Source organism: Opitutus sp. ER46, from assembly GCF_003054705.1.
Taxonomy (GTDB): domain Bacteria; phylum Verrucomicrobiota; class Verrucomicrobiia; order Opitutales; family Opitutaceae; genus ER46.
The window spans coordinates 68,763-94,321 of record NZ_QAYX01000018.1; the positions used below are offsets into that span (position 1 = coordinate 68,763).

General features: G+C 65.8%; 15 protein-coding genes and 1 tRNA gene. 11 read left to right on the plus strand and 5 right to left on the minus strand.

Annotated features, from left to right (window positions below; all coding sequences use genetic code 11):
- Positions 1–89 precede the first annotated feature (89 nt).
- A complete protein-coding gene (locus DB354_RS03820; protein ID WP_107834117.1) occupies positions 90–2,510 on the plus strand; it encodes a glycoside hydrolase family 3 C-terminal domain-containing protein in 2,421 nt (806 codons plus the stop codon).
- Complete coding sequence (locus DB354_RS03825; RefSeq protein ID WP_107834118.1) at positions 2,507–4,489, plus strand: heparinase II/III family protein; 1,983 nt, start codon at positions 2,507–2,509, stop codon at positions 4,487–4,489. The genes DB354_RS03820 and DB354_RS03825 overlap by 4 nt, the downstream gene beginning before the upstream one ends.
- Positions 4,490–4,808: 319 nt before the next feature.
- Here DB354_RS03825 and DB354_RS03830 read toward each other — a convergent pair whose 3' ends face one another.
- Together DB354_RS03830 and DB354_RS03835 are read right to left on the minus strand one after the other, a co-directional pair.
- Positions 4,809–6,512, minus strand: a complete 1,704-nt coding sequence (locus DB354_RS03830; protein ID WP_107834119.1) for a putative Ig domain-containing protein — start codon at positions 6,510–6,512, stop codon at positions 4,809–4,811.
- 17 nt (positions 6,513–6,529) lie between these two features.
- Positions 6,530–7,978, minus strand: a complete 1,449-nt coding sequence (locus DB354_RS03835) for a hypothetical protein (RefSeq protein ID WP_107834120.1) — start codon at positions 7,976–7,978, stop codon at positions 6,530–6,532.
- Positions 7,979–8,353: 375 nt separating this feature from the next.
- On the opposite strand from DB354_RS03835, the gene DB354_RS03840 reads away from it, so the two are divergent.
- From DB354_RS03840 to DB354_RS03850, 3 genes are all read left to right on the plus strand, one after another.
- Positions 8,354–8,426, plus strand: a tRNA-Ile gene (locus DB354_RS03840).
- An 87-nt stretch (positions 8,427–8,513) separates the two neighbouring features.
- Entirely contained in the window at positions 8,514–9,524 is a 1,011-nt protein-coding gene (locus DB354_RS03845; RefSeq protein ID WP_107834121.1) for an acyltransferase, read from the plus strand.
- Between the two features lie 187 nt (positions 9,525–9,711).
- On the plus strand, positions 9,712–10,230 hold the full coding sequence (locus DB354_RS03850; RefSeq protein ID WP_107834122.1) for an outer membrane beta-barrel protein: 519 nt from the start codon (positions 9,712–9,714) through the stop codon (positions 10,228–10,230).
- Between the two features lie 61 nt (positions 10,231–10,291).
- On the opposite strand, the gene DB354_RS03855 is transcribed toward DB354_RS03850, so the two are convergent.
- Positions 10,292–10,579 carry a hypothetical protein gene (locus DB354_RS03855; protein ID WP_146180098.1) on the minus strand — a complete coding sequence of 96 codons (288 nt, stop codon included), beginning with the start codon at positions 10,577–10,579 and terminating at the stop codon, positions 10,292–10,294.
- Positions 10,580–10,715: 136 nt separating this feature from the next.
- Here DB354_RS03855 and DB354_RS03860 point away from each other — a divergent pair, with 136 nt between their 5' ends.
- From DB354_RS03860 to DB354_RS03880, 5 genes are all read left to right on the plus strand, one after another.
- A complete protein-coding gene (locus tag DB354_RS03860; RefSeq protein ID WP_107834124.1) occupies positions 10,716–12,500 on the plus strand; it encodes an SLC13 family permease in 1,785 nt (594 codons plus the stop codon).
- A 395-nt stretch (positions 12,501–12,895) separates the two neighbouring features.
- Entirely contained in the window at positions 12,896–13,966 is a 1,071-nt protein-coding gene (locus tag DB354_RS03865; RefSeq protein ID WP_107834125.1) for a trehalase family glycosidase, read from the plus strand.
- Between the two features lie 187 nt (positions 13,967–14,153).
- Positions 14,154–14,384, plus strand: coding sequence for a hypothetical protein (locus tag DB354_RS03870; protein WP_107834126.1), 231 nt, complete (start codon positions 14,154–14,156; stop codon positions 14,382–14,384).
- Positions 14,385–14,552: 168 nt separating this feature from the next.
- Positions 14,553–14,921, plus strand: a complete 369-nt coding sequence (locus DB354_RS03875; protein ID WP_107834127.1) for an ATP-binding protein — start codon at positions 14,553–14,555, stop codon at positions 14,919–14,921.
- 15 nt (positions 14,922–14,936) lie between these two features.
- Entirely contained in the window at positions 14,937–15,410 is a 474-nt protein-coding gene (locus tag DB354_RS03880; protein ID WP_107834128.1) for a response regulator, read from the plus strand.
- A 102-nt stretch (positions 15,411–15,512) separates the two neighbouring features.
- Here the strand turns inward: DB354_RS03880 and DB354_RS03885 are convergent, their stop codons facing one another.
- Entirely contained in the window at positions 15,513–17,897 is a 2,385-nt protein-coding gene (locus DB354_RS03885) for an alpha-1,2-fucosyltransferase (protein ID WP_158277356.1), read from the minus strand.
- A gap of 231 nt (positions 17,898–18,128) precedes the next feature.
- On the minus strand, positions 18,129–20,759 hold the full coding sequence (locus DB354_RS03890; protein ID WP_107834130.1) for an FkbM family methyltransferase: 2,631 nt from the start codon (positions 20,757–20,759) through the stop codon (positions 18,129–18,131).
- Positions 20,760–21,181: 422 nt separating this feature from the next.
- Between DB354_RS03890 and DB354_RS03895 the strand changes: the two genes are divergently transcribed.
- On the plus strand, positions 21,182–25,507 hold the full coding sequence (locus tag DB354_RS03895) for a glycosyltransferase (protein ID WP_107834131.1): 4,326 nt from the start codon (positions 21,182–21,184) through the stop codon (positions 25,505–25,507).
- The last annotated feature ends 52 nt before the right edge of the window (positions 25,508–25,559 follow it).

Below are 25,559 nucleotides of genomic sequence, written 5' to 3' on the forward strand. Positions count from 1 at the left end.
AACGCAATTCACTGCGGCGCGGTTGGCCGGTCGGCCAATAGCGCGCGGCTCCTCGCCCGGAGATACTTCCGCCCATTTTTCCGCTGCCCATGATTCTCGTCTCCGCGCCGTCACGACGGCTCGCCCTGCCCTGCCTCTTTCTGATGTCCGTCCTCGCCGGCCCGGCGGTCCGCGCGACGGACTTCAACAAGAACGGACGCGTGGACGGGTACGAGGATCCGCAGGCCCCGGTGGAGCGCCGTATCGAGGACCTGCTCGCGCAGATGACGCTCGAGGAAAAGACGTGCCAGCTCGCCACGCTCTACGGCTACGGCCGCGTGCTGCGCGACCCGCTGCCGACGCCCGAATGGAAGACGCGCATTTGGAAGGATGGCATCGGCAACATCGACGAGATGCACAACGGCATCGGCCCCCGCGCGGTGTCGCCCTACAACCAGACGCCCGCCGCCACGGCCGAGGCGCTCAACACCCTCCAGCGCTGGTTCATCGAGCAGACGCGACTCGGCATCCCGGTCGACTTCACCAACGAGGGCATCCGCGGGCTGAACTACGTCGGCTCGACCAATTTCCCGTGCAACCTCGGGCTCGGCGCCACGTGGGACCGCGACCTCGCGGGCCGGGTCGGCGCGGTGATCGCCGCGGAGGCCCGGGCCGTCGGCTACACCAACGTGTATGCACCGATCATGGACACTGCCCGCGATCCGCGCTGGGGCCGCGTGGTGGAAAGCTACAGCGAGGACCCTTACCTCGTGACGGAAATCGCGATCCGGATGGCGCGCAGCCTGCAGGACGCGGGGCTCACGGCCACGGCGAAGACCTTCGCCGTCTACTCGGAGCCCAAGGGCGGCCGCGATGGCGCCGCGCGCACCGATCCGCACGTGACGCCGCGGGAGATGGAGATGATCCACCTCTGGCCGTGGGAGCGGCTCGTGCGCGAGACCGGCATCCGGGGCGTGATGAGCTCCTACAACGACTACGACGGCGTCCCGGTGTCGGGCAGCCACGAGTTCCTCGTCGACCGGCTGCGCCGGCAGTGGGGATTCACCGGATACGTGGTGTCGGACAGCGGGGCGGTGGAGTTTCTGCAGACGAAGCACCGCGTGGTGGGGACATACCCGGAGGCGGCGGCGATGTTCGTGCGCGAGGGCGGCAATGTGCGGACGAATTTCACGTTTCCCGACGCGTACATCCTGGGGCTGCGGGCGGAGGTGGCCGCGGGCCGGCTGGATCCCCGCGTCGTCGACGAGCGCGTGCGCGACGTGCTGCGGGTGAAGTTTCTCGCCGGGATCTTCGACCATCCTTACGTGGAGCACCCCGAGCGCGCCGCCGCCGTGATGCATCGCGCCGAGCACCAGCAGGTCGCGCTCGAGGCGGCGCGGAAATCGCTCGTGCTGCTGAAGAACGAGGGCGGCGCCCTCCCGCTCTCCCCCACCCTGAAACGCATCCTGGTGTGCGGGCCAACGGCGCAGAACACGGAGACGTGGTTCGACCGCTATGGCGCAAATCACGGGCGCGTGGTCTCGCCGCTGGAGGGGATCCGCGCCCGCCTGGCGGGCATGCCCGTCGAAGTGACCTACGCCGAGGGTTGCCCGGTGATCGACGGCGACTGGCCGGAATCGGAGATCATCCCCGAGCCGCCGACGGGGGGCGTGGCCGCGCAGATCGCCGCCGCGGCGGCGCAGGCCAAAGCCGCCGATGTCGTGATCGTGTTCCTGGGCGACGCCAACGCCACGATCGGCGAGGCGCGGAGCCGCACGAGCCTCGAGCTCCCGGGCCACCAAAACGATCTGGTGCGGGCGCTGGTCGAGACCGGAAAACCCGTGGTGGCCGTCCTGCTCACCGGCCGGCCGGCCTCAGTCAACTACCTGCAGCGGCACGCCGCCGCGATCCTCTCGGCGTGGTTCCCCGGCGAGGCGGGCGGCACCGCGATCGCCGAGGCGCTCTTCGGGGACCTCAACCCGGGGGGCAAGCTGCCGATCACCTTCCCGCGCACCGTCGGCCAACTGCCGTACAACTTTCCCTTCAAACCCGGCAGCCATGCGACCCAGGATGGGAAGGATGATCCCAACGGCCTGGGCGCCGCCGCCATCGAGGGCGCCCTGTACCCGTTTGGCCATGGCCTGAGCTACACCACCTTCGCGTACCGCGACCTGCGGGTGAGCCCGGCCGCCGTCGCGCCGGACGGCGAGGTGAGCGTCACTTGCACGGTCACCAACACGGGCCGGCGTGCCGGTGACGAAGTCGTGCAGCTGTATTGCCGCGACGTGGTGAGCAGCGTTACCACCTACGAACTCAACCTCGTGAACTTCCAGCGCGTGTCCCTCCAACCCGGCGAAAGCCGCACCCTCGAGCTGCAGGTGCCGGCGCGCGCGCTGGCGCTCATCAACCGGCAGGGCCGGCGCGTGGTCGAGCCGGGCGCGTTCGAGCTGCACGTCGGTTCCTCCAGCACCGACCTAAGGCTGCACGGCGGCTTCGAAATCCGGTCGCCCGGCAGCGGCTCTCGGCCATGAGCGGACGCATCCGCCCGCCCCGAAGGTCCGCGCCAGGGTGCGCAGCGGGAGGCGCGGCCCGGTGGCTCGGACTCGCGCTGGTCGTCATCTTCCTGGCAGTCGGCCCCGCGGCATGGGCCGAGGTAACCGACGTCCTCGCGACGCTGCGGCCCGGGCATCCGCGGCTGCTGGCAACAGATGACGAGCTCGCGCGCGTGCGGCAGCGGGCGACCACTGACCCGCTGCTCCGTGAACTGCTGGCGCGCCTGCAGGCACAGGCGGAGGCGACGCTCAGCGAGCCAACCGTCCAACATGCACTCGTCGGGCCCCGGATGCTCGAGCAATCCCGCCAGGCGCTCCGCCGCGTACTGACCGGCGCGCTCGCGTATCGGATCAGCGGTGACGAACGCTTCGCGGCGCGGGCGAAGCGGGAGATGCTGACGGCGGCCGCGTTTCCGGACTGGAATCCGACGCACTTTCTCGACGTGGCCGAGATGAGCCTGGCCCTCGCGGTCGGCTACGACTGGCTGTACGCGCAGCTGACGCCGGACGAGCGCGCGACGGTGCATCGGGCGCTGGTGGACCATGCGCTCGCGTTTGCCCCGGCGGCCTATGCGGAGGGGGGACCAGCCGACCATCGCGTGTGGTGGGTCGACGCTGAGCAGAACTGGAACCAGGTCTGCAATGGCGGGCTGCTGGCGGCGGCGCTCGCGCTGGCCGAGGATGAGCCCGAACTCGCGCGCCTGACCATCGCCGGCGCGCGGCGCTCGCTCCCGCGCGCCATGGCCGCGTACCGACCCGATGGCGCGTACCCGGAGGGCCCCGGCTACTGGGATTACGGCACGACCTACAACGTGCTGGCGATCGCACTGCTCGAGTCGGCGTTGCAGCAGGAGAGCGAGCTCGCGCGGATCGACGGACTGGGCCGGACGGCGCGGTACCGCGTGCAGGCGGAAACGCCGGCCGGTCAGGTGTGGAACTATGCCGACACCGCCGCGGGCTTCTCGGCCGCGCCGGTGCTGGGGTGGCTGTCCACGCGTTACGGATACCGGCCAGGCCAGCGCGACGCGCGCGAACGGCTCGCCACCGCGTTGCAGGCGAAGGGCCGGGGACACCCCGCGGGCCAGCTGGCGTGGCAGGTGCTTTGGCTGCCGCCGCCGACGGAGGCGGGCACCGGAAAGCGGACCGCCGCCGGAGGGGCAGACGGCGAGGAGCCGAAGGACGCGCGATTTCGCGGCGCCGCGGAGGTCGCGATGTTTCGCTCGGCGTGGCACGACCCAGCGGCGCTCTTCGCCGGCCTGAAGGCGGGACGAAACGACGTGAACCACGCCCACCTCGACCTCGGCTCATTCGTGCTGGAGTCGGACGGAGTCCGCTGGGCGCTCGATCTCGGGCCGGACAACTACAACCTGCCCGCCTATTTCAGCCACGAGCGACGCTGGGGTTACTTTCGACTGGGCAACCTGAGTCACAACACGCTGACACCAGGCGATCGCCTGCAGGAACGCGCCGCCGCCGCGCCCATCGTGGGGTTTCGCAGCACGACCGAACGTGCCTTTGCCGTGGCCGACCTGACCTCGGCCTATCCCGGCTCCGCGACGACTTGGCGCCGCGGAGTGGCGATGCTCGACCGCGCGCGGGTGCTGGTGGCGGATGAATGGCGCGGCCGGCGCGCGGGCGAGAACCTGAGCTGGCGGATGATGACCAGCGCCGAGATCACGCTCGGCGCAGATGGCCGCTCCGCGATCTTGCGCGCGAACGGGCGCACGCTGCGGGCCGAGCTCAGCGGACCGGCAGACGCGCGGTTTACCGTGGCGAGCGCGACGCCCCCGACGCCGGCTGAGCGCCAGAACGTCGAGGCTCGCATCCTCACGGTGATCCTGCCGGCGATCAACGCGCCCGCCGACGCCGAGCTCTACGTGCTCTTCACGCCCGTTGGCCCGAAGTGGCCGGCCAAGCTACCGCCGCCCGCGCTCACGCCGCCGTCGGAGTGGCGCTAGCGGTTTTGACCCGGCCGCACGATCCGGTGTGAAGGAGCCCGGGACAGGAGGGTGCAATTATTAACGCCTCCCATTCAGCGACTAGCGATAATGTCCGGATACTCCCAAGAATAATGTCCAGATACTCGAAGGATAATGTCCGGATACATCCCGGGGCTGTGTCGGCCGACGCGACTCGCCTGGCGTTGGGGCCGGCCTCGGTGAACCGGTTTGCGCCCACATCCTGCTCGGAAATGTGACGCGGTGACGCCCCATCCGGACGGGGTCAGCGTCACGGCGTCACACGCCCCAACGATGGATGCTCTGAGATCGCGGGCGCTTAGCGGAGGCGGAGCAACAGCACCCCGTGGGCGCTGACATGAGCGGAGAGCGGCTGCGCGAGCACGCCGAGATCACGCTGACGCCAGAGGTCGCGGGCCTTGGCGCCGGCGAGGCCCAGTTGGGCGGGATCGAGGGACAGAACCTGGTCAGTGTCGGCGAGATTGAACAGCCCCACGGCCTTGCCGCCGTCGGCGAGATCCTTGGCCCAGATCTCCCACTGGCCCGGCACGTGCGCCACGCGCTGCGCGGGGCGGCAGAGCGGATCCTGGTCGATCGCGAGCACCTCGTCGTTGGTGACGAGGTTGAGATCGAAGGCGTCCATCGTCGGCACGTGGCACGAGAGCAGGAGCGGCTGGGTGAACAGGCACCAAAGCGTGACCTGAAAGTACTGTTCGGCCGGGGTGAGCGGCGACGGCTTGAACACCTTCTCCGCGCGATTCGGTTCACCGAGCGGCCCAATCTGCAGCATGTCGAGGTCGCCGAAGTGGCCGGGGCCCGTGAGCTGGAGACGCGCGCCCATCTCAAACGGCGCGATCAGGCGCGGCCAGCGGGCGTCGATGTCGCCCGTGAGACGCCAGAGGTTGCAGTACTTCGGTACGAACGTGTCTTCGAGTTCGCGGTGGTGGGGCGAGAAGCTGATCACGATATCGCGGTCGACGGCCCGGAGGTCCTCGGACACGCGCCGGGAGACGGCCTCGGTCTTGCGCTGGGGCTGGGTCTTGTCGACCGCGTAGCCGGCAGGCGTCTGCTTCAGCGTCTGTTCGATCCAGTCATACTTCACGTACTCGATGCCCCAGGCGGCGAACTGGCGCGCGTCACGATCGACAAGCCAGACCGGCCCAATGGTGGCGAGACCCTTGCGGATACCGTTCGGGTAGCGGCCGAAGGGCTGTTCCGGGTTCTCACGCTTTTCGGGCGGGACGAAGTACGCCGAGTAGTCGCACGCCTCATTCGGAGCGCTGCCGCCGACGTGGCCGGCATAGGTGGACATCCACGCGGTCGAGTAGAGGCCAAGCTTGAGGCCGCGGGCGTTCACGAAGGCGACGAGCGCCGTCATGTCGGGGAACTTCGCGTTGGGCTGGATGGCCTTGGTCGCCGGATCGCGCAGCCCGGACCAGCAGTCGTCGATGTTCACGAAGGTCCAGCCGTGGTCGGTCAGGCCCTTGTCCGCCATGGCCTGGGCCATTTCGCGGATGGCCTGGTCGCTCACGCCCTCGGAGTGCACGTACCAGCTGTTCCAACCCATGGGCGGGGTGAGGCAGATTGTTTCACCCACGCGCAGCGTGAGCGCGCGCTCGGCGCGGCCGTGGGCGTTGGTGACCTGAAGCTGGAGCGTGATGTCGCCGGGCTGAGCCGGCACGCGGCCGGTGATCCACCCGGTGGCCGGGTCGAGCGTCACACCAGTGGGGAGCCCGGTGGCAGCGTAGGTGAGTGGCTTCGCGCCGGTGGCGGAGACGCGGAAATGCAGCGGCTTCCCCGGGCGCGCGCCGTAGATCGTCGGACCGGTGAACCGTGGGGCGGCGGGCGCGGCCGGCGTGAGAATTTCGCGGCCGGCGATGCGGGCGTCGTAGCCGGCCGGCGCGGCGACCGCGGTACCGCCGGAAGCGGGAGACGCCGAGGCGGCGAGCGCGGCGGCGGCAACGGTCAGCGCGAACGCGGCCATGCCGCAGTGAAGTGAAGAACGCAGATGCAGTGAGCGCATGGACAAGGAGCGGGAGATTAGCGCGAGGGTCGCGCGTGCTGGAGAATGAAATCCACGATGGGCGTTGGGTCGGCCAGGCTGTGCGGGTGGTGGTCCACGCCGGGTTTTCGGATCACCTGGATCGTGCCGCCGAGCGCACGATAGCGGGCCTCGACGAGATCGGAGTTCTCCTCGGGGATGGCGGCCGTGTCGGCGGTGCCGAGGACGTGAATGATGGGAATTCCGGCCGCGGCGAGCGGCGCGAGGTTGTCCACAGGATTGGGATACGCGAGCGCCTGCGAATCCGATTCGAATCCGTAAGCCGCCATCAATTCCGGCCAGAGGCCCGCGGGGCCGGTGCTGCGGCCACGGCGACCGGGCCAGCTCTTGAAATCGCAAACCGGCGCATCCCCGTAGATCGCCGCCACGGTTTCCGGGTGGAGGGCGGCCCAGTTGTAGCAGTAAAGGCCACCGCGGCTCATGCCGATGAGGACAATCTTGCCGGTGAGTTCCATGTGCCGGAACGCATCGAGTGCCTCCCCCCAGAACCGCATCGCCACCGGCGCGCCGTACAGGTTCTGCGCCTTCACGTAGACAACGTGGTAACCGTGATTGAGCAGGGCGAGGTCCACCTGCGGTTGGTGCCCGAAGAACTCGCCGCGCCAGACCAGCGGGTGGCCCGGCGCGGTGCGATACGGCCGCACGATCGTGACCTCGCGGCCGCTCTCCGGCAGATGGAAGCCAAGCTGCCTGAACCCGTAGAAGGACTTGGGCGTTCGCCGGATGCCGTTGGCAAGAAGCTTCAGTTCGAGGTCGTACTCCCGGTCCACGGGTTGGCTGATCACCTCGGCGACACTCGCGGCGGCATGCTCCTCACCGGAGAAAACATACACGGGCTCAACCGCCGCGGCGAAGGCGGCGGCGCTCAACTTGGGCAACTGGGCCGTCCAGGCGTCGGCCGGGCGGGACTCGGCGTCGAACGCCGGGCCGCGCAGCACCAGGAGGATTCGGGCGGGGCTTGAAGCCCCGCGCGTCGCCTCGACCCAGCCGGGCAGGACGTCGGCCAGGCGGGCGACCTCGGCGGCGAGCTCGGCGTCGGCGCCGAACCGCGGCGCGATGACGATCACCTCGGTAGCGGAGGCCGCCACCGGGGGCGGCGGCGTGGCAGGGTCGAGCGTCACCGCGACGCGGCGGACCGGCAGGCCGGGACCGGGGTCCGCGGGCGCTCGGAGACGTTCAGGTGTGACCGTGTCGCTGCCGGATGCGCGACCGAGCGCCACGTCGACCCAGACGGCGCGGCGCGGTCGCGCGGCGGTCGACGATTGCTGGCAGCCGACCAACAGGACACCCGCGACGGCAAGCAGGCCGAGCGCGGCCCCAAGCCGCCGCGCCCGCGATCGGAACGGCCGCTGCCAACAGGTGCGGATGACTTGAAGCAGGCCGGCAGGCGCAGCAGGACCGCGGGGATGAGAAAGCAGGCCGATCATGGATAACGAGGGCGCGGATACTCACGCATCGAGATCCTACGCGCCACCGCAAACCCATTGGCCGAACGGACAGTTTTCGCCGCCGCGAAAACGGAAAGAGGCAGGCAACCATGCTGTGACAGTGAGAGTGAAAGTGGCCAGGCTCATGCCGGGACCGATGGAGTGACCTGAGAAGTGGAGCGCCGATGGGGCGGGACGGGAGCAGGCAGGAGGGAGTGAGGGAGGCGAACGTGAGGACGAAGAGAATGCCATTCGGCGCGCGAGAGCGGGAACCTGCGACATGCAACCTTCCAACCTGGAACACTGTCGCGGCGGTATCCGCCGCGACAGGGCTTGCCGGCGGCGTAATTTTCGCCGTCCTTGTCGCTCTGCGCCGGGCCTATAGCTCAACGGTTAGAGCAGAGGACTCATAATCCTTTGGTTCTGGGTTCAAATCCCAGTGGGCCCATTCCTTGTCGGCAGTCGCAGCGGAGGGAGGGTCAGGTCAGGGCCAGTTTTGCATTCTACCCTCGGCGGAACGCGCTAGGCTTTCTGAATGGGTCTCTTCCACCTGATCTCACTACGGATATTGAGGGCCCTCAGCGAACTGGAATTCGAGTACCGGAGAAACAACACCGATACTCGTTTCCGGAGAAAGTACCTGAGGGCGCTGGGAGTTGAGTTTGAGTCACCGATCTCGATCGGGGTGGATTTCTACCTTCGCGACAAAGGACATTTGAGGGTCGGCCGGAACTGCTCTTTCGGCAGTTTCACCCGGATTTGGAACTATGCGGATATCGAGATCGGGAATGATTTTCTAAGCGCCGGCGGACTCACGATCAACTGTGGGGGGCACGATGTAGAAACCCTGCAGCCGACCGGGGGCCCTATTCGAATTGGCGATAGAGTATGGGCCGGGCTCAACGTCACGATCCTCGGCGGAGTGGTGATCGGCGACGATGTCGTGATTGGCGCCGGCAGCGTCGTGACGAAAAGCCTGCCGCCGATGGCGGTATACGGAGGTGTACCAGCCAAGAAGCTCCGGGAGCTAGACCGGTCGCGATGCACAACCTTGTGGGGTGGCTGGGGACCCATAAAAATGCCCGCCAGTGCGCTGGCCGAACCGGTGGCGTTGGTTGAAAGCCGCCTGCAGGCCGGGGACTTTTCTGGCGCACTCCAGGAAGCAAAAGCCAAACTTGAGGCCCACCCATCGGATGTCCGGCTGCATCTGCTTCGGGCCCGAGCCGCCGTGCAATTGGGGCAGATCGAAGAGTTCGAGACCGCGCTCGCACGAGCCTTGGAGATTGAGCCCGAGTATCCGCCGGCCCATCGGCTTCTGGGCGATCTCTTGCTGGCCAATGGGCAACCCCAAGTTGCCATCGGACATCTTGGATTGGTCCTCCGACACGCGCCCGACGATATCGAACTTCGCCTCAAGTACGCGTCGTGTCTTGCGGACTGCGGCCAACGTGCCCAGGCAATCGCAGCGTTCGAAGACGTGCTACAACGCGACCCGGGAAACCAGACAGCGACCGAGAAATTGCAGCCCCTCCGTAGAACGGTGTGATACCACGCCTTGCGGGAGTGGGACCGCATCGCCGTGCGGACTGAGGGCGTCGGCGCGACCCCGCGCCGCCGTCGCGGCCGGGCGCCGGCCCGAGGGTGGATCCGGTTTTCCCGGATAAAATCTCGGCACATCGCCTGAGGCGTATCCGGTTGCCAAAGACCTCCGGCCGGACGTCATACGCGGCGCAATGAAAATCCTGACCAAACTCACCGTCTGTCTGGTACTCAGCGCTGCCGCCGCCTTCGGGGCCGGCACCTACGTCGGCGCCGGCGCCGGCTACTGGATCGACAGCGAAGACATGGTGTTCAATGCGCGCGTCGGCTTTGATGTCGCCCAGCAGGGCAACCTCACCCACGCCATCGAACTCGAAGGTTACAGTGGGGAGGACGACGAAGGTCGGGGCATCAAGCTGCGGCTCGCCGGCGCGCTTGTGAACTACCGATTGACGGTGGATCTCAACGCGCCGCTCTACGTCTCGTTCGGCGCGGGTCTCGGCGCCACGCGGGCCAAGCTGCGCGGGTATTGGTACGCGGGTACGGACAATGCCTTCACTTACCAGGCAATCGCCACGCTCGGGTATCGCATCACCCCACAGTTCAGCGTCGAGGCGTCCGCCCGTTATCTGAACATCGGCAAAGTCGACTTCTCCCGCGAAAAAATCGGTGACGACGTGTCGGCCGAACTCGGCGTGAAGTACCACTTCTAGTGGTTATCGCGGACGAAAAATCCGCCGCGCATCGGCCGCGGCCGGCCGGTGCGCGTGAAGGTCAAACCTGGCGACGGTCGTCGGCCGCCGGCGTGGCGGCGGGCAACTCGGCGGTTGCCGGGGCCGGGACCTCCGTGGCGCTGACGTCGATCACGTCGCCCGTCGCAGTCGGCCGCCGCGCCGCGGGCGACGGCACGGCCGCGCCGCGCGATTGCCCAAACCGATGCTTCGCCCAGCGCACGAGCACGACGGCGAGGAAGCAGGTGGCAAACACGACCGTCACGACAATCCCGGCCGTCAAAGCCAGGACCAACAGGACTGCCGCGATGACGTATTTGAGTAGGCGCACGGTTGCAGGACCCTCCATGGGTAGGAAAGTTGCACGCCCGCCGGGTGCAAGCATGGGCTGCCCGTGAAGTGAAGGTTGGGGTGGCCACCCACCGGGGCCCGCGGAACCGCCCGGGGGCGCGCCACACGATGCTGGCGTGACCTTCCAGATCGCGCTCCTGTTGGCGCTCATTGCGGCCGCCCTGGTCTTCTTCTCGTTCGACTGGGTTCCCAGCGACGTGGTCGCGCTCGGGCTCGTGCTAACGCTGATCATGACGGGGCTGCTCTCGCCGGAGGATGCCTTTGCAGGATTCGGAAGTGACACCGTGATCATGATCCTCGGGCTGCTGATCATGACCACGGCGCTAATCCGAACGGGGGTCGTGGACCTCGCGGGGCGCGCGATTCTGCGGCACGCCGGCACCAACCCCAGCACGCTGCTCGCGGTGATCATGATCGGATGCGCAGCGCTGAGCGCCTTCATCAGCAACACCGCGGCGGCGGCGTTCTTCCTGCCGATCGTGCTGGGCGTGGCCACCAAGGCGAAGATGTCGCCCTCCTGCCTGCTGATGCCGCTCGCGTTTGCCTCAATCCTCACGAGTTCGGTCACGCTGATCAGCACCTCGACGAACCTGGTGGTCAGCGGGCTGATCCAGCGCGCGGGCATGCCGCCGATGGGCATCTTCGAACTCACGCCGGTGGGAGTGCCCGTGGCGATTGCCGGCCTGCTCTACATGTACTTCATTGGCCGGCATCTGGTGCAGGACCGCGCGGAAGTCCCGGGCCTGCTCGAGCAGTTTGGGCTGCGTTCCTACATCTCGGAAGTCGTGGTCATGAACGACTCGCCCCTCGTCGGAAAGACGATCGCGGAGGCGGGGCTCGGTCGCGACATGGACCTGGCAATCGTGCGCGTGGTGCGCGACCGCGACCGCTACCTCCTGCCCCGCTCGGAAATGATGCTGCAGGCGGGCGACATGCTGCTCGTCGAAGGCGCGCAGAGCGACGTGCTGAACGTGAAGGACACCGCGGGCCTCGAGATCCGCGCCGACCTCGAGCTGTCGGACCCGGATCTGCGCGACGAGGATGCCGCGCTGGTTGAGGCGCTGATCGTGCCCGGGTCACGGCTGGCGGGTCGCAGCCTGCGCGACGCGGCCCTGCGGCAACGTTACGGCGTGCAGGTGCTCGGGCTGAACCGCCACGGGAAGAACATCCTGACGAAGCTCAGCCATGTGACGCTGCGTGCCGGCGACGTGCTGTTGATCCAGGGGCGGACGCAGGGGCTGCAGCGTCTGGCAGGCGAAGGGCTCGTCAGCATCCTGCAGGCGATCGAAGGCGAGACGGGCAAACGACCGAAGGCGTGGCGGTCGGTGATCATCTTTGTGGCGGCGCTGACGCTCGCGGCGACGAACCTCGTGCCGCTGGCGGTCGCGGTGCTGGCGGGGGCGTTTCTGACGCTCGCGACGCGCTGCATCTCGCCGACGGAGGCGTACCGTGACCTGGACTGGCGCGTGGTGATCCTGATCGCGTGCATGCTGGCGCTGGCGCAGGCGATGATGAAGACCGGCGCGGCGCAGTACCTGGCGGAGCACGTCGCGGCGCTCACCAGCGGGTACTCGCCCCTGTTGATCGTCGCCGGTTTCTTCATTCTCACCGTCGCGCTCACGCAACCGATGTCGAACCAGGCAGCGGCGGCGGTGATCGTGCCGATCGCGATCCAGACCGCGCTGCACCTCGGCCTGAACCCCAGGACCTTCGTCATGGCGATCGCGGTGGCGGCGAGCTGTTCGTACATCACGCCGCTCGAGCCCGCGTGCCTGATGGTCTACGGCCCGGGGCGTTACCGGTTCTTCGACTTCGTAAAAGTCGGACTGCCGCTCGTGGTCGTGGTGTTCGTGATCGCAATGATCCTCGTCCCGCGGATCTGGCCGCTCGGGGCACGATGACGTGGCCTCCGGAGTGAAAGTGGCCTTCGGAGTGAAAGTGAAAGTGAGAGTGAAAGTGGGACGGACCACGAGCCTGCGGCCCAAGAGTGAAGGTGGGGGAGACCGGGAAGTGGCACGGGGCCGCACAACCGCACCGCTCATTCTCTGCCGTGCACTTTCAGTTTCGCCGCGGCGCTCGCTCTGCCTCTTTCGTTTTCGGGTGAGCGAAAACGGAGGACACGAGGGCACGAGGGCTACAATTATAAAATCGGAGACACGGGGTACTTCCGGGATAATGTCCAGATACTCCAGAATAATGTCCGGATACTTTTCTCCTGCCGGCGCCAACGTGGGGCGGAGACCGGGCTGCGGAAAGGGCAGAACCGGGTTAGGTTCGAGGCCATGAGACCCAGGGCATGGAGGTGGCTATGCGCGACGGGAATCGGACGTACTACCTGAGCCGTTCGCAGCCGCCGTTCTTCGCGCTGATGGTCGAGTTGCTGGCGGAGAAGCGCGGCCCGGCGGTGTACGCGCGCTACCGTGCCGCGCTTGAGCAGGAGTACGCCTACTGGATGGATCTCAGCTTCGCGACCCAGCACGTGGTCAGGTTGCCGGACGGCAGCCAGCTCAACCGCTACTGGGATCGGCAGGACACGCCGCGGCCCGAGTCATTCGTCATCGATGAAGCCCTCGCTGCCCGGCGTCCCAGTGCCACCGCCGAGGAGACGAAGCGCCTGTATCGCGACCTCCGCTCGGCCGCCGAAAGCGGCTGGGACTTCAGTTCCCGGTGGTTCGCGGATGGCGAGACGCTGGGGACGATCATGACGACGGACCTCGTGCCGGTGGATCTGAACGCGCTGCTGTGGCAATTGGAGCGCACGCTCGCGATCGCGTTGCGGCAGGGCTCAGCGGCGGAGCGCGCCCGGGCGGAGCGGCTGGAGGCGACGGCGGAGAAGCGGCGCGCGGCGTTGCAGCGCGCGTGCTGGTCGGACCGGGCCGGGTTCTTTGTCGATTTCGAGCTGCGGCGGGCACGTCCGGCCGAGGCGTTGACGCTGGCGGGCGTGGTGCCGCTCTTTGTCGGCCTCGCCACCCCGGAGCAGGCAACGACCGCGGCCCGCACGCTGGAGCAGCGGTTTCTGCGTCCCGGCGGCGTCGTCACAACGCTGCGTCGCACGGGGGAGCAATGGGACGCGCCGAACGGTTGGGCGCCGCTGCAGTGGATGACGATCCGCGGGCTGCAACGGTATGGACACGAGCGGCTGGCGCAGGAGATCGCGCGGCGCTGGCTGAAACTCAACCGCGACGTTTATGTCCGAACGGGCAAGATGATGGAGAAGTACAATGTGGAAGACTTGAGCCTGCCCGCCGGCGGTGGGGAATATCCGGCGCAGGATGGGTTTGGCTGGACCAACGGCGTGGCTCTCACGCTGCTGCGCCCGCCCTCGCCAGCAGCAGCTGCGACCGCGGCGGGAAGGCGGAGGAACTGAACAAGCGCCTCCACCTAACCCTTTGCCCACCAACCCGCCGATCGCGCCCGCCGGCCGCCACTTCGGTCGTCGCGCCGCGAAAACCGCCTAGAAGGAGGGCCGGGCCGGGTCATCAGTTACCCGTGAAACCGCCGGTCGCAGCGGGTTTGCGGGTGCCATCAGCGCGAACCTCGGGCCTGCTGGCACCATGCTGAACGCGATCAAGGACACCACCAAGCACGTGTACTGGAATTCTCGCGACCACTGTTATGTCGCCGTGATGTCGGATGTCCCCACGTGCCGGGCGGAAGGCGCGAATCCCGCCGAGGCCATCTCCAACCTCGAGCGCTGTTACGCCCGCGGGGAGTACCTGGAGGCCGAGCCGCGCCTGCAGCGCGCGGTCCGCACGCCCGGCTACATGCCGGTGCTCGCGCGTTAGCCGCACCGATTTCCGGTTGGCCGGCGGAGATTTTCCGACCGGCCGTTGGGGAGAACATTCATGGCCGCGTCAATTGCGCGGCGTTGGCGGGGCGGTACGCTGGACGCCTCGGGAGAATGGATACGCCTGCGCCACTGACGCCCCAGCAGCGCTTCCAGATGTTTCTGGATGCGGCCTGCGACTACGCTCGGAACCGTGCACGCCGACCGCGTGACTCTGGAGCACGTGTTCCTGAACCTGCTCTCCAATGCCCTGAAGTTTCGCCGGGCGGAGGAGCCGCCGCGCATCCGGGTGCATACCGAGCAGAGCGACGAGCGGCTGCGCGTGTGGGTCGAGGACAACGGCATCGGCATCGACCCGCGGTTTCGCGACCGCGTGTTCGGGATGTTCGAGCGGCTGCACCCGGAGCGGAAGACTCCCGGCACGGGCGTGGGCCTGGCGATTGTCGCCACGGCGGTGGAGCGGCTCGGGGGGCGCCGCGGCGTGGAGCCGAACCATCCGGCCGGCAGCCGCTTCTGGGTCGAATTCGTGCGGTAGGTCGCACCCTGATTTATGGAAAACGCTGATCCCGTAATCCTCGTCGTTGAGGACGACATCAATGACCAGACCTTCATCCAGCGCGCGTTTCGCCGGAGCGGTGTGACCAACCGCATCGCCATCGTGAACGACGGCGAGGAAGCCACGGCGTACCTGCGCGGGCTGGATCTCTATTCCGACCGGACGCTGCACCCGCTGCCGCGGCTGATCATCACCGATTTGAAGATGCCGCGAATGAGCGGCATCGAGCTGCTGGGCTGGCTGCAGGAGCGCGAGGAATTCCGGCTCATCCCGGCAATCGTGCTGACATCGTCGAGCGACCAGACCGACATCACGCGGGCGTTCGAACACGGTGCGCGCGGCTACATGATCAAGCCGGTGGGCTTCGGCGAACTGGAGAAACTGGTGCACACCATCGCCGAATACTGGAAGGCCTCCTGCGTCCCCGCCGCGGTCGTGCCCCTCGGGGCAGGCCTCGGACGGAGATGATCGGCCAATGCCTGGCGCGGCGCTAAGGTCCGCGCCCCACTCTGCTCAATCCTGCAACGCCAGCCGAAAACTGCCCACAGGCAGCGCGGATTTCGTCTCGGGCTATCGCGGGACGGCGCCCGTCGTAGCGGAGGCGCGAGCCTTGGCAATCGAGGCAAGCAGGGATTTGGCCAGGCCTAGATCCTCTGGTGTCATCGCCGGCCGGACCGCCCGTTGAATGCGCTGGATGGCGCCCGCATAGTCCTGCTTCGCCAAGGCGTCCGCTGCCAGTCGAAGCTCTCGACGCAGTTCGGTCTCGGACTCCGTCACGGGCGCATCCGACCCCTCCGGGCTTGGACGGTAGTACAGCCACGTCTCGGAAACGTGAACGTCCGCGCTGCTTCCCGAGGCCCAATTCATCCACCCATTCCATTCTGATCCATCGCGACCCGCGCCCGTCTGCAGGGCGACATCACGTCGGAGAAGAACGCATGGCGGAACCGAACCCTGCCACCGCGAGCGGTCACCGCCCCCGGTCTGTACCGGCGTCGTGTTCCCCGAAGCCGAAGTGCAACCTTTCCGCTTGAGCAGTGCCGTTGTGCCCTGCTCCAGAGCCCGAGGCGCGAGTCGATCCGTCGCGCGCATGGCAAGTATGTAGTCACCCCGTGCGGTCGCCATGCCGGCATTCCAGCAGCCGGCCAATTGGCTCGTGCCCGCCGCCACGAACTTGATGTTCCGTTCGGGATAACAGGCTGCGAGGTGCGTCACGACTTCGCCGCTTTTGTCAGTGCTGCCAGCAGCCACCACGACGACCTCAAGGTTGCCCATCGTCTGGCTCATCACCGAGCCAATGGCTTCAGGAAGGAATCGAGCCCCATCATGGCTGAGCATCAGCACCGAAACCAGCGGCGGCTGGCCAGTGCCAGTGCTCGGTCCCTGGTTCCGGCTCAGCAACGTCCATTCCGCCGGCATCAGATCCATGTACTCAGTGGCCAGGTCATTGAACCAAGGCGTCGGCGCGATCACGATGCTCTGTGGTCCGGCGCCCAAAAAGGCGGCCCACCAGGCGAACGAACTGTTGGGGATGATAAAGTGTCGGCACCCCATCATCAGTTGGAGGTAACTGCTGAAGCGCTCGCCAGCGTAGGCATGCGACACGATCGTTCGCGGAGCATCGCCCACGAGGTCGGCCTTGCGGCACCATTCCACGTCGTCAGAGAAGATAAAGAAGTGTGCGTCCGGAATCTGAGACCGGATATGGCGCACGGCGGAATGGAAGTAGCTCTCGGTGCAGACACCGTGGCAGGCGTTCGCTGCGGGATTGGTGACGTAGTCTGCCCGCCGCACGTTCAGACAGACGGAGGAGCAACTCGCGATGCGATCCGCGAGTTCCGTTTGCAGGGCATCCAATGGACGCGTGAACCGAGTGAACGTGCGACGCACCTCGGAGATCACCTCCGCAAAGTAGCGAGGCGACTGCCAGTAGCCGTCGAGATACACGCCCGCCCCCGCCGACGCGAAACGGGAATCAAAGCCATACTGCCGCTCCAAAAGGATGGACAGGTTGGCTGATGCTGGAGCCGATCCCTTTAGGATCTCGCAGTCCCGATCGAGGCTGAAGAGATCAAGATCGAAGTCGCGATAGGTGAAATTCGCGCGCGGCGTGCGGTCCAGAAGAAAGCTAAGGTCGAGAGCCAACTTGGCGCCGCTCCGGCGGGCAAGCGCCAGGCCGGCGGCGTACTGGAACATCTGGTTTCCCATCCCGCCCTGGAGCTTGACCACGACCTTCCTCGGCCCGGAGCCGCAGGGTTCAGTTAACGTGGCCGCATGCGCCTTTTCCGGCGTGCTCGCAGGCGGTTGCGGAACGGGCAGTGCCGTCGCCAGAAAGGCACGCATGTCACGACGCCACACGTCCCACATCCCAAGTTCGCTGGGCACTTCAGCCACGATGTACTCGCGCAGGAGAGCGTCAGCGGCGGCGAGTAATTCGTCCCGTCCCATGTCGGTCACCTTGACCGCCATCGCCTCGACGTTGGCCAGGTAGGGAGGACGGGCCCACCGCCAGGTCTTGGTCTCAACGCTGAAACCCAGCCGGCTGAGCACATGCCGGTATTTCTCTTCGCTCCATCCGTCGTAGTGAATCGCCCATCCCGCCTCTTGAGAGCCAAAGCAGTGACGGATTACTGCTTGTTTGATTCCGAACGGAGCATCGGAAACAAGCTGCTGGGCGCAGCCGAGCACGTCGGGCGTCTCCAGGTGCAGCCGACCACCAACCTTGAGCGCCTCATGCCAGATGATCAGCATGCCAAGCGCGTCCGACCGTTTAAAATGCTCAAAAACATGGTGCAGGCGGATCTCATCCACCGAGCGCGGCTGCATCCGCAGTTTGGTGACGTCCGCAAAGACGTCTGCCCCGATCACCGTCTGGCAGGTGTGCTCTGAGGGCGGATAATCCACGTTCACATAACCATCGAAGTGCTTCTCGCCGCATCCAAGGTGCAGTCGCAATGGCGTGCCCTCGCGGTGCAGGCGAAGAGTCCGTAGTCGAGGCACCACATCATCTACTGGATCAAGCCGCGGTCGATTAGTGCGCGGAGATACAACGAACGGCATCATCTCTTCGGAGGGGAAAACTGAGTCTGGACTAGAAGAACTCATGAAAGGCGGCAGCGGCACTCAGGTTGCTCAGCAGCGAGGTGGGTCGGAGATGGCCCGAGACAATGCCCGGTCAAGAACAGGTTACTGGTGGGCACGATCTGAGGCCAGCGCCCGCTCCGCCGATTGGATGGCGCTTTGCTCGACGATCCCCGGCGCGAGCGCGAGGTAGTTCGAGTAACGAAAGTTCTCCAAGCTACTATCCCAGGCATCAACTGCGATCAGAGCGTCGGTACAAATCCTGAACACGCGATACCCAAACCCAGTCAAGTATTGGTATACCTCGCGCAGCGTAATCCCAGCATCCCGGTAGGTGCCGCCATACTCGAACTGAAGGACCTTGATTCGCTCATGGCCCAAAGCCTCGGAGGCACCGCGAAGGACCTCCAGTTCTCCGCCTTCGGTATCGATCTTCAAGAAGCTGACCTCTGCGATACCGATCTCTGCCATGAAACAGTCGAGACGCCGAGCCGTGACGACCGTCTGGGTGCCATGGATACCCAGCCTATGCTCCACGTCGGCCCGTCGAAAGAACGAGTTCATTCCAGAGAACTCCGAACGGTCCTCGAAACAGATTAATGGCCGCTGCTCATCCATGGCGGCAAACGCCAGCCGATGTAATGTTGCATCGGTACCTCCCAGGTTAGTGGAAAGTATTTCAAACGTGCTTGGCGTCGGCTCAAACGCGTGGACGCGAACGCCCGGGGCAGCCGAAAGCACCGCCCGGCTCCAGTCGCCAATGTTCGCCCCGACATCAAACACCGTATCGCCCGCCTTGATAAAGGAGTGTACAACTCTGAACTCCCCGTTCGTTTGGGGATTGTCGTTGTCAAAGCCGCAGTTCAACGCTGCCTCGCCAGCCATTCGCAGCATGGGCATGCCTCGTTGTGGAAGAACGTTATCTTTCGCGCCGGCTGGTGTCGTGATTTGAGCAAGATATTTGCGCAGGTCACGACGCCACACGTCCCACATCCCGAGTTCGCTGGGCACTTCGGCCACGATGTACTCGCGCAGGAGAGCGTCAGCGGCGGCGAGCAATTCGTCCCGTCCCATGTCGGTCACCTTGACCGCCATCGCCTCGACGTTGGCCAGGTAGGGAGGACGGGCCCATCGCCAAGTCTTGGTCTCAACGCTGAAACCCAGCCGGCTGAGCACATGCCGGTATTTCTCTTCGCTCCATCCATCGTAGTGAATCGCCCACCCCGCCTCTTGAGAGCCAAAGCAGTGACGGATTACTGCTTGTTTGATTCCGAACGGAGCATCGGAAACAAGCTGCTGGGCGCAGCCGAGCACGTCGGGCGTCTCCAGGTGCAGCCGACCACCAACCTTGAGCGCCTCATGCCAGATGATCAGCATGCCAAGCGCGTCCGACCGTTTAAAATGCTCAAAAACATGGTGCAGGCGGATCTCATCCACCGAGCGCGGCTGCAACCGCAGCTTGGTGACGTCCGCAAAGACGTCTGCCCCGATCACCGTCTGGCAGGTGTGCTCGGAGGGCGGATAATCCACGTTCACATAACCATCGAAGTGCTTCTCGCCGCATCCAAGGTGCAGTCGCAACGGCGTACCCTCGCGGTGCACGCCGCATCGGATCAACGCGGCGCACGCGTCCTCGCCGGGGTTAAGCCGAGGCCGGTCCTTACTGGGCTGGGAAGCCGGAGCAGCGGTGGCCGGTAGGTTTGGAGCGAGCGTCTTCAGCAGCGTCTGCGCCGGAAGGAAGTCCGGTACGCCCGCGACAAACTCGCGCAAACGCTCGATCGCGAGAACGTTGTTACCAGCGAGATGAAGGGAGACGCATCCATACCATCGGCCTCGCCACTGCGGAAACCCAAGCTGCACCAATTCGGCAAACCGCTCGCTCGCGTCGGACATCTGGCCGCCGGCCATCACCACGAGGGCCTGCCAAAGCCGATAGTGGAGACCCAGGCCGAAAGCTTCGGAGCTCCGCGCCGCCTCCGGCAAGGCGAGCAGCGCCGCCCTTTCCTCGCCGCGCGCGGTGCCGATGACGCCCTCGGCCGACATCAGCTCTTCGATTGGCAAGTTCGCGCCGTCGAACAAACGGCTGATGGTGATGGCTTGGACGACATCGGTCGCCTCGCAGGGACAAGCCGGGGGCACCGCCACGGCCACGTCGCCGAGGACCAGGAACTGGTAGGCTTCGTCGATCGCGAGGACCGCCCGATGGACATCATTGAGCGACGGAAAACCACAAAAGTGGGCAGGCGTTTCGACGGCGAGGGCGCGGTTCTCAAACAAACGAATATCGCCGATCAGGATAATGACGTCTTTGCGACCGCCCCTACCAATCGCCTGCAGTTCGGAAATCACGGGAATACCCGCGCGGCGCACAACCTCCGCGTCCCGCCGCCCATAGGCGTTCAACGAAACGAGCACCCGGCCCGTCGCAGAAGGCAGGATCTGGCTGATCAGCTCAGGAGCCGCACCTTCGTGCACGGTGATGTTCCGAACCTGTTTACACCTAACGCGGGTCGCGGCAGCCACTGGGCCAGATCGGACGCAATCCACCGCCTGAACATTCGTGGCGGCGCTGACCGCAGATTCGCCCTCATCCGAGCCCACATCCACCATCGCGGTAATCCCGAAACGTCGCGTGATGTCCTGGAGAAAGTCAGCGCGCAGAGAACCGGATAAAGTCTGGGCCCGCCAGACCCTAAGGGGTTCGTTCTGGGCACGGTCGGAGTGAGGTGAACTCATAACGTAAGGATGGAATGCCGACTAGGCTGGCGGGGCGGCGTGCAGCAGAAGTGCGGTCCTATGCGCGACAGCAGCCGATATGCACGGGGAATTGTTTGCCAGTGTCTGAGGGCACACTGCCAAACAGCAGCAATTCTGCCACAAAGCGTGTATATTCCGTAACAATCTATTTGTTATATATTTATACGTATCAAGATCAACCATCGGCAGAAACTTCCGCATGGATGCTCAAAGGCGTTTCACACCCCGGACGTCCCGTCAGGTGTTTGCAGCGCGGCCGTAAACCGAGAATGGCCGCAGGCGTCCCAGGCTGACCGCCGCCGCGACAATGCGCTCGAGCCCTATTGGGCAGTTTTTGCCTGGGGCAATGGGGCAATACATAACGTTCTGTTATTCAACATTAAGTGGACCAATACCCGCAAATGGCAGAATTACTGCTTCGCGACCGTGTGCACACCGCTGCAGCAAACAATTCCCCCGGCACCTTGGCGCCGGGCGGCGTCGTTACCCCGGATGCCTGCCGCCAAGTGTTGGCGCAGGCCAATATCTCGTCCGAGCAGGCGCCGACGACAGCGGTTTCTGTGGTGATCAATTGCCACAACTATGCCCGCTACTTGCCGACGGCGGTGGCGAGCGTCCTCGCCCAATCGTACCGTTCGTTCGAGTTGGTGATCGTCGATGACGGCAGCAACGACGGTTCGAGCGAGGTGGCAGCCGAACTTATACGGAAGCACTCGGATCAAGGCGTCACCTTGCGGTTGCTCCGGCTTGATGACGTCGGTCCGACGTCGGCGCGGCGCGCTGGCATCGCCGCAAGCTCTGGAAAGTACCTCTTGCTCCTCGATGCGGACGACAAGGTGGCACCCACGTTTCTCGCGAAGACGGTGCCCGTGCTGGAGCGCCATCCGAAACTCGGCTTCGTCTACACGGACTCCGAGTATTTCGGCGACGTCCAGCAACGGCATCGCCATCTCGATTACGACTTCTCACGGCTCTGCGCCGGCAACTACATCAGCTATTGCGCGCTGATTCGCCGTGACGCCTATACCGCGGTGGGCGGGCACGATCAGACGAATTGGGGTTACTACGAAGACTGGGACCTGTGGCTCCGGCTGGGGGCAGCGGGCTGGGCGGGGCATCGGGTGGCGGAGCCACTCTTTCTCTATCATCAACACTTCTCTTCATCTTTGTCGGCGTTCGCGCGACGGCTCGATCCGATCTACAAAGCCTATGTCGTCCATCAGCACGCCACGCATTATCGCCCCGAAGCCGTGGCGACGGCTCGAGCGCTACTGGCGGAAATGCCGGCCGGCTGGCACGCCAAGCCCCCGCTGCGGGACCTCGCAAGTATTCAAGCGGTGCTCTCGCTGAACCCGGGCAACCGCCACGTCCTCTATTTCCTCGCCCTTGCGCAGGCCCGCGCAGGCGGGATTGCCGCCGCGATCGCAACGTTACGAGAACTGCTCACCCGTCATCCCGGCGATGAACAGGCCCTCGAGCTCAGTACAGAATTGACAACAAAGCAGGGAAATGGCGCGACCCCGCCAAGTGCACCCATCGACCTGCGGGCGAAGACAGTCCTGCTCTTTACCGACGATGTTGGGCGGGGCGGGGCCGCCCACTACAACCATAGCGTTCTCCTGGGATTGCGCCGGGCGGGGGCGACCGTGGGCAACGCCCAGCCCAAGCACGATTCGCCCTTGCTGCGCGAGCAGGCCGCCGCCGGGGTGACGCACCACTGGCTTGCATATGAGCCGGAGCATGATTTTGCCCGCTCCTTTACCGACGAATCGGATGCCGAGCGCATCATCTCCGCCACTCGTCCCGACATCGTCTTCTTCAGCGACTGCTGTGCCCTTTCCAACCTCGCCGCCAAGGAGGTGGTGTTGCGGCGGGGCATCCCCTACGTGCTGATCTGCCACTCCGAGGCCGCATACCTCGCGGAGCGCTTTCCCCAGATTCTGCCACGGGCGACCAAGCTGCTCCGCGCCGCCGCCGGCGTGATCGCGGTCTCCAAGAGCAGCCTGCAGGTCCTGCACACGGCGTTCGGCCTTCCGCCCACGAAGGGTACGGTCGTCTACAATGGTCGGGCGCAAAAATACTTCTCGCCCCAGAACCCCATCGCACGGGAACGCATTCGAAAAGAGCTGGGGCTACCGGCGAACGCCGTCCTCTGCCTGACCGTGGCGCGGCACGATGCCGCGAAGGGATTCCAGTTCCAGATTGAGGCGGCGCACCAGCTGCGGGCGAAGCAGGAGCTCGGCCCGCTGCACTTTGCCTGGGCCGGAGAGGGCAATGCCCAAGCCCAGCTCGCCGCGTTGGTGCAACAGGCCGGGCTCTCCGACCGCATTCACATGCTCGGCTACCGCTGGGACGTGACGGACTTGGTAGACGCCGCCGACATCTTCGTCCTGCCCAGCTGCAGCGAGGCCCTGCCCTTGTGCATCATGGAAGCGATGGCGAAAGGTGTTCCGGTCATCGCCTCGGCCGTCGGTGGCATTCCAGAGGAGCTTGGGGACACGGGTATTCTCGTCGCCCATCCGAACCTGGATCCCAAGCGAACTGTGGCCGAGCTGGCCGCGGGACTGTCGCGCTGGGCAAAGGACACCGCCGCACGCAAGCGCTCCGGCGTCGCGGCAAAACAACGGGCGAACGAGCTCTTCCGGGAGGAGCTGATGCTGACGCAAACGCTGGCCGTCATTGCGACCGGTCTGGCTCAGCCACGCGGGCTGCCGGTGACCGGGGCCTCGCCAGCGCCGGCGTTTCAGAACCTGATTCGCGAAGCACAGCTGGCGCTCCAGGCGCGCAAGCCGCGCGAGGCCGTTGCCCTGCTGGAAGCAGCCGCGGAGATTGCGCCGACACCGGAGGCTGCCGCCAAGGCGAGAGCCCTGGCCGCGGACGTGAAGCAGAAACTCGCGGGCGCGGTGGCGACACCGGCGGTGCGGGCCGACAATCTCAGAGAGGCGGAGAACCTCATCCAGCAGTACCACTCGTCTCCCGCGGACACCCTGGTGCTCACCAGGTTGAACGAGATCCGACGCGCGCTAGTGCAGGGTTTGCTCGCATCGGACCCGGGCCGGCTGGAAGGATTGTTTGCCGGCGAGTTTGGCCGCGTCTTCCGATCGCTCATTGCGAGCGGGTTTGTGGCGGAACCCGCCTCCGCTGAGCTCGAGGCACTGTTCCGACCGGCAGCCGGATCCGAGGCCAAGTCGGTGCTTTCCCGTCTGCTCGCCGGCATGCTCGTGCTGCCGGCGCACCGCGCATCGGTGCCACTGCAGTTCGATACGCTACCGCGCTGGTGCCTGGACGACGTGCTCGCGTATCTGCTCGCCGCTCCCCGGGTATTCACCGCCATGGGCGAGGCCGAGCAGTATCTCCGGCATCAGACCGCCCTGGGCGCGACAATCGTGGAGCGCACTCGGACGATGCCGTCTGATCCGCTAACCCTGCGGCTCGCGTCAGACTATGCGCTGAAACTGAACTGTATTCCGGCGTACGTTGCCCATGCGAACACCCGGGAGCTGATGCGGCACCGCGCCGCGCTACTCGAGTTCACGCTCGAACAGAAAGGAGCATCTCTCGACGCGAATCTGCCCAGGAGCCGGCGAAGGAGACTCCGGGTCGGCTTCCTCAGCGGCCATTTTGGGGCGCAGACCGAGACGCACGTCACTCTGCCGGCGCTGCACTTGGATCGAGAGCGATTCGAGACGTGGCTATTCCCCCTGCAGCTGAATCCGTCGCCAGTGGAGCAGCGTTGCCGCGAGCTGGCCGACCATTTTCACCCGCTCCCGCCGGAAGTCGGCCAGCAGGTCGCAACCATCCGCGGCGCCTCGCTCGACGTGATCATCATCGGCACCAACGTGACCGCGGTGACCAATAGCGTGGCCCTCCTCGCCGCCCATCGGTTGGCGCCCATCCAGCTGGTCAACTACTGCTCGCCGATGACCACCGGCTTACGCAACGTCGATGGCTATCTGTACGGCTCGCTGAGCGTCTTCCCCGATGCAGCGGAGCACTTCACCGAGCAACTCGTCGTATGTGAGGGGGCGCCGGGCGCCCTCGACTATACCGGCGAGAAGGCGGGCACGATGCGCTTCGATCGCAAGTCGCTCGGGGTCGGTGAACAGGAGGTGCTCTTCGTCAACGCCGCTGCCTGCTACAAGATTCCGCTCGAGCTGCAGGAGACGTGGGCCTCGTTGCTCGAGCGGGTGGAAAACTCGCGGCTCCTGCTGCTCCCGTTCAATCCCAACTGGTCCAGCCGCTTTCCCACCCAGCGCTTTGCGCAGACCCTGCACGCCGCATTGCGCCGTCGCGGCATTGCCGAGGATCGCGTCATCCTCGCGGCATCGTTGCCCACCCGGGCGGACGTAAAGGAGATCGAGCGGCTCGGGGATGTGTACCTTGATACATTTCCCTTCTCCGGCAGCCTGTCCGTCATCGACCCGCTGGAGATCGGCCGGCCGGTTGTCGCCTGGGAGGGTAACACGCCTCGATCACGTGCGGCCGCGTCTCTGCTACGTGCGATCGGGCTCGACGAGCTGATTGCCAAGGACGAGGCGCACTACCTGACCCTTGCCACGCGCCTCGCTCGCGACGGCGCCTATCGCAGCCGAATCGAAACCGCGATCCGGACCGCAATGGAACGTCGCCCGAAGTTCTTGGATCCAGTGGCCTATGGTGCCGACTTGAGTGATGCGCTGGAAAAGCTCGTGAGCAAGAGACCGACGCAGCGACTGGTCGCGGTCTGACACCGCGAGGTTCACTCGGCGCGGGTCCCGGACGGAGATGATCGGCCGATGC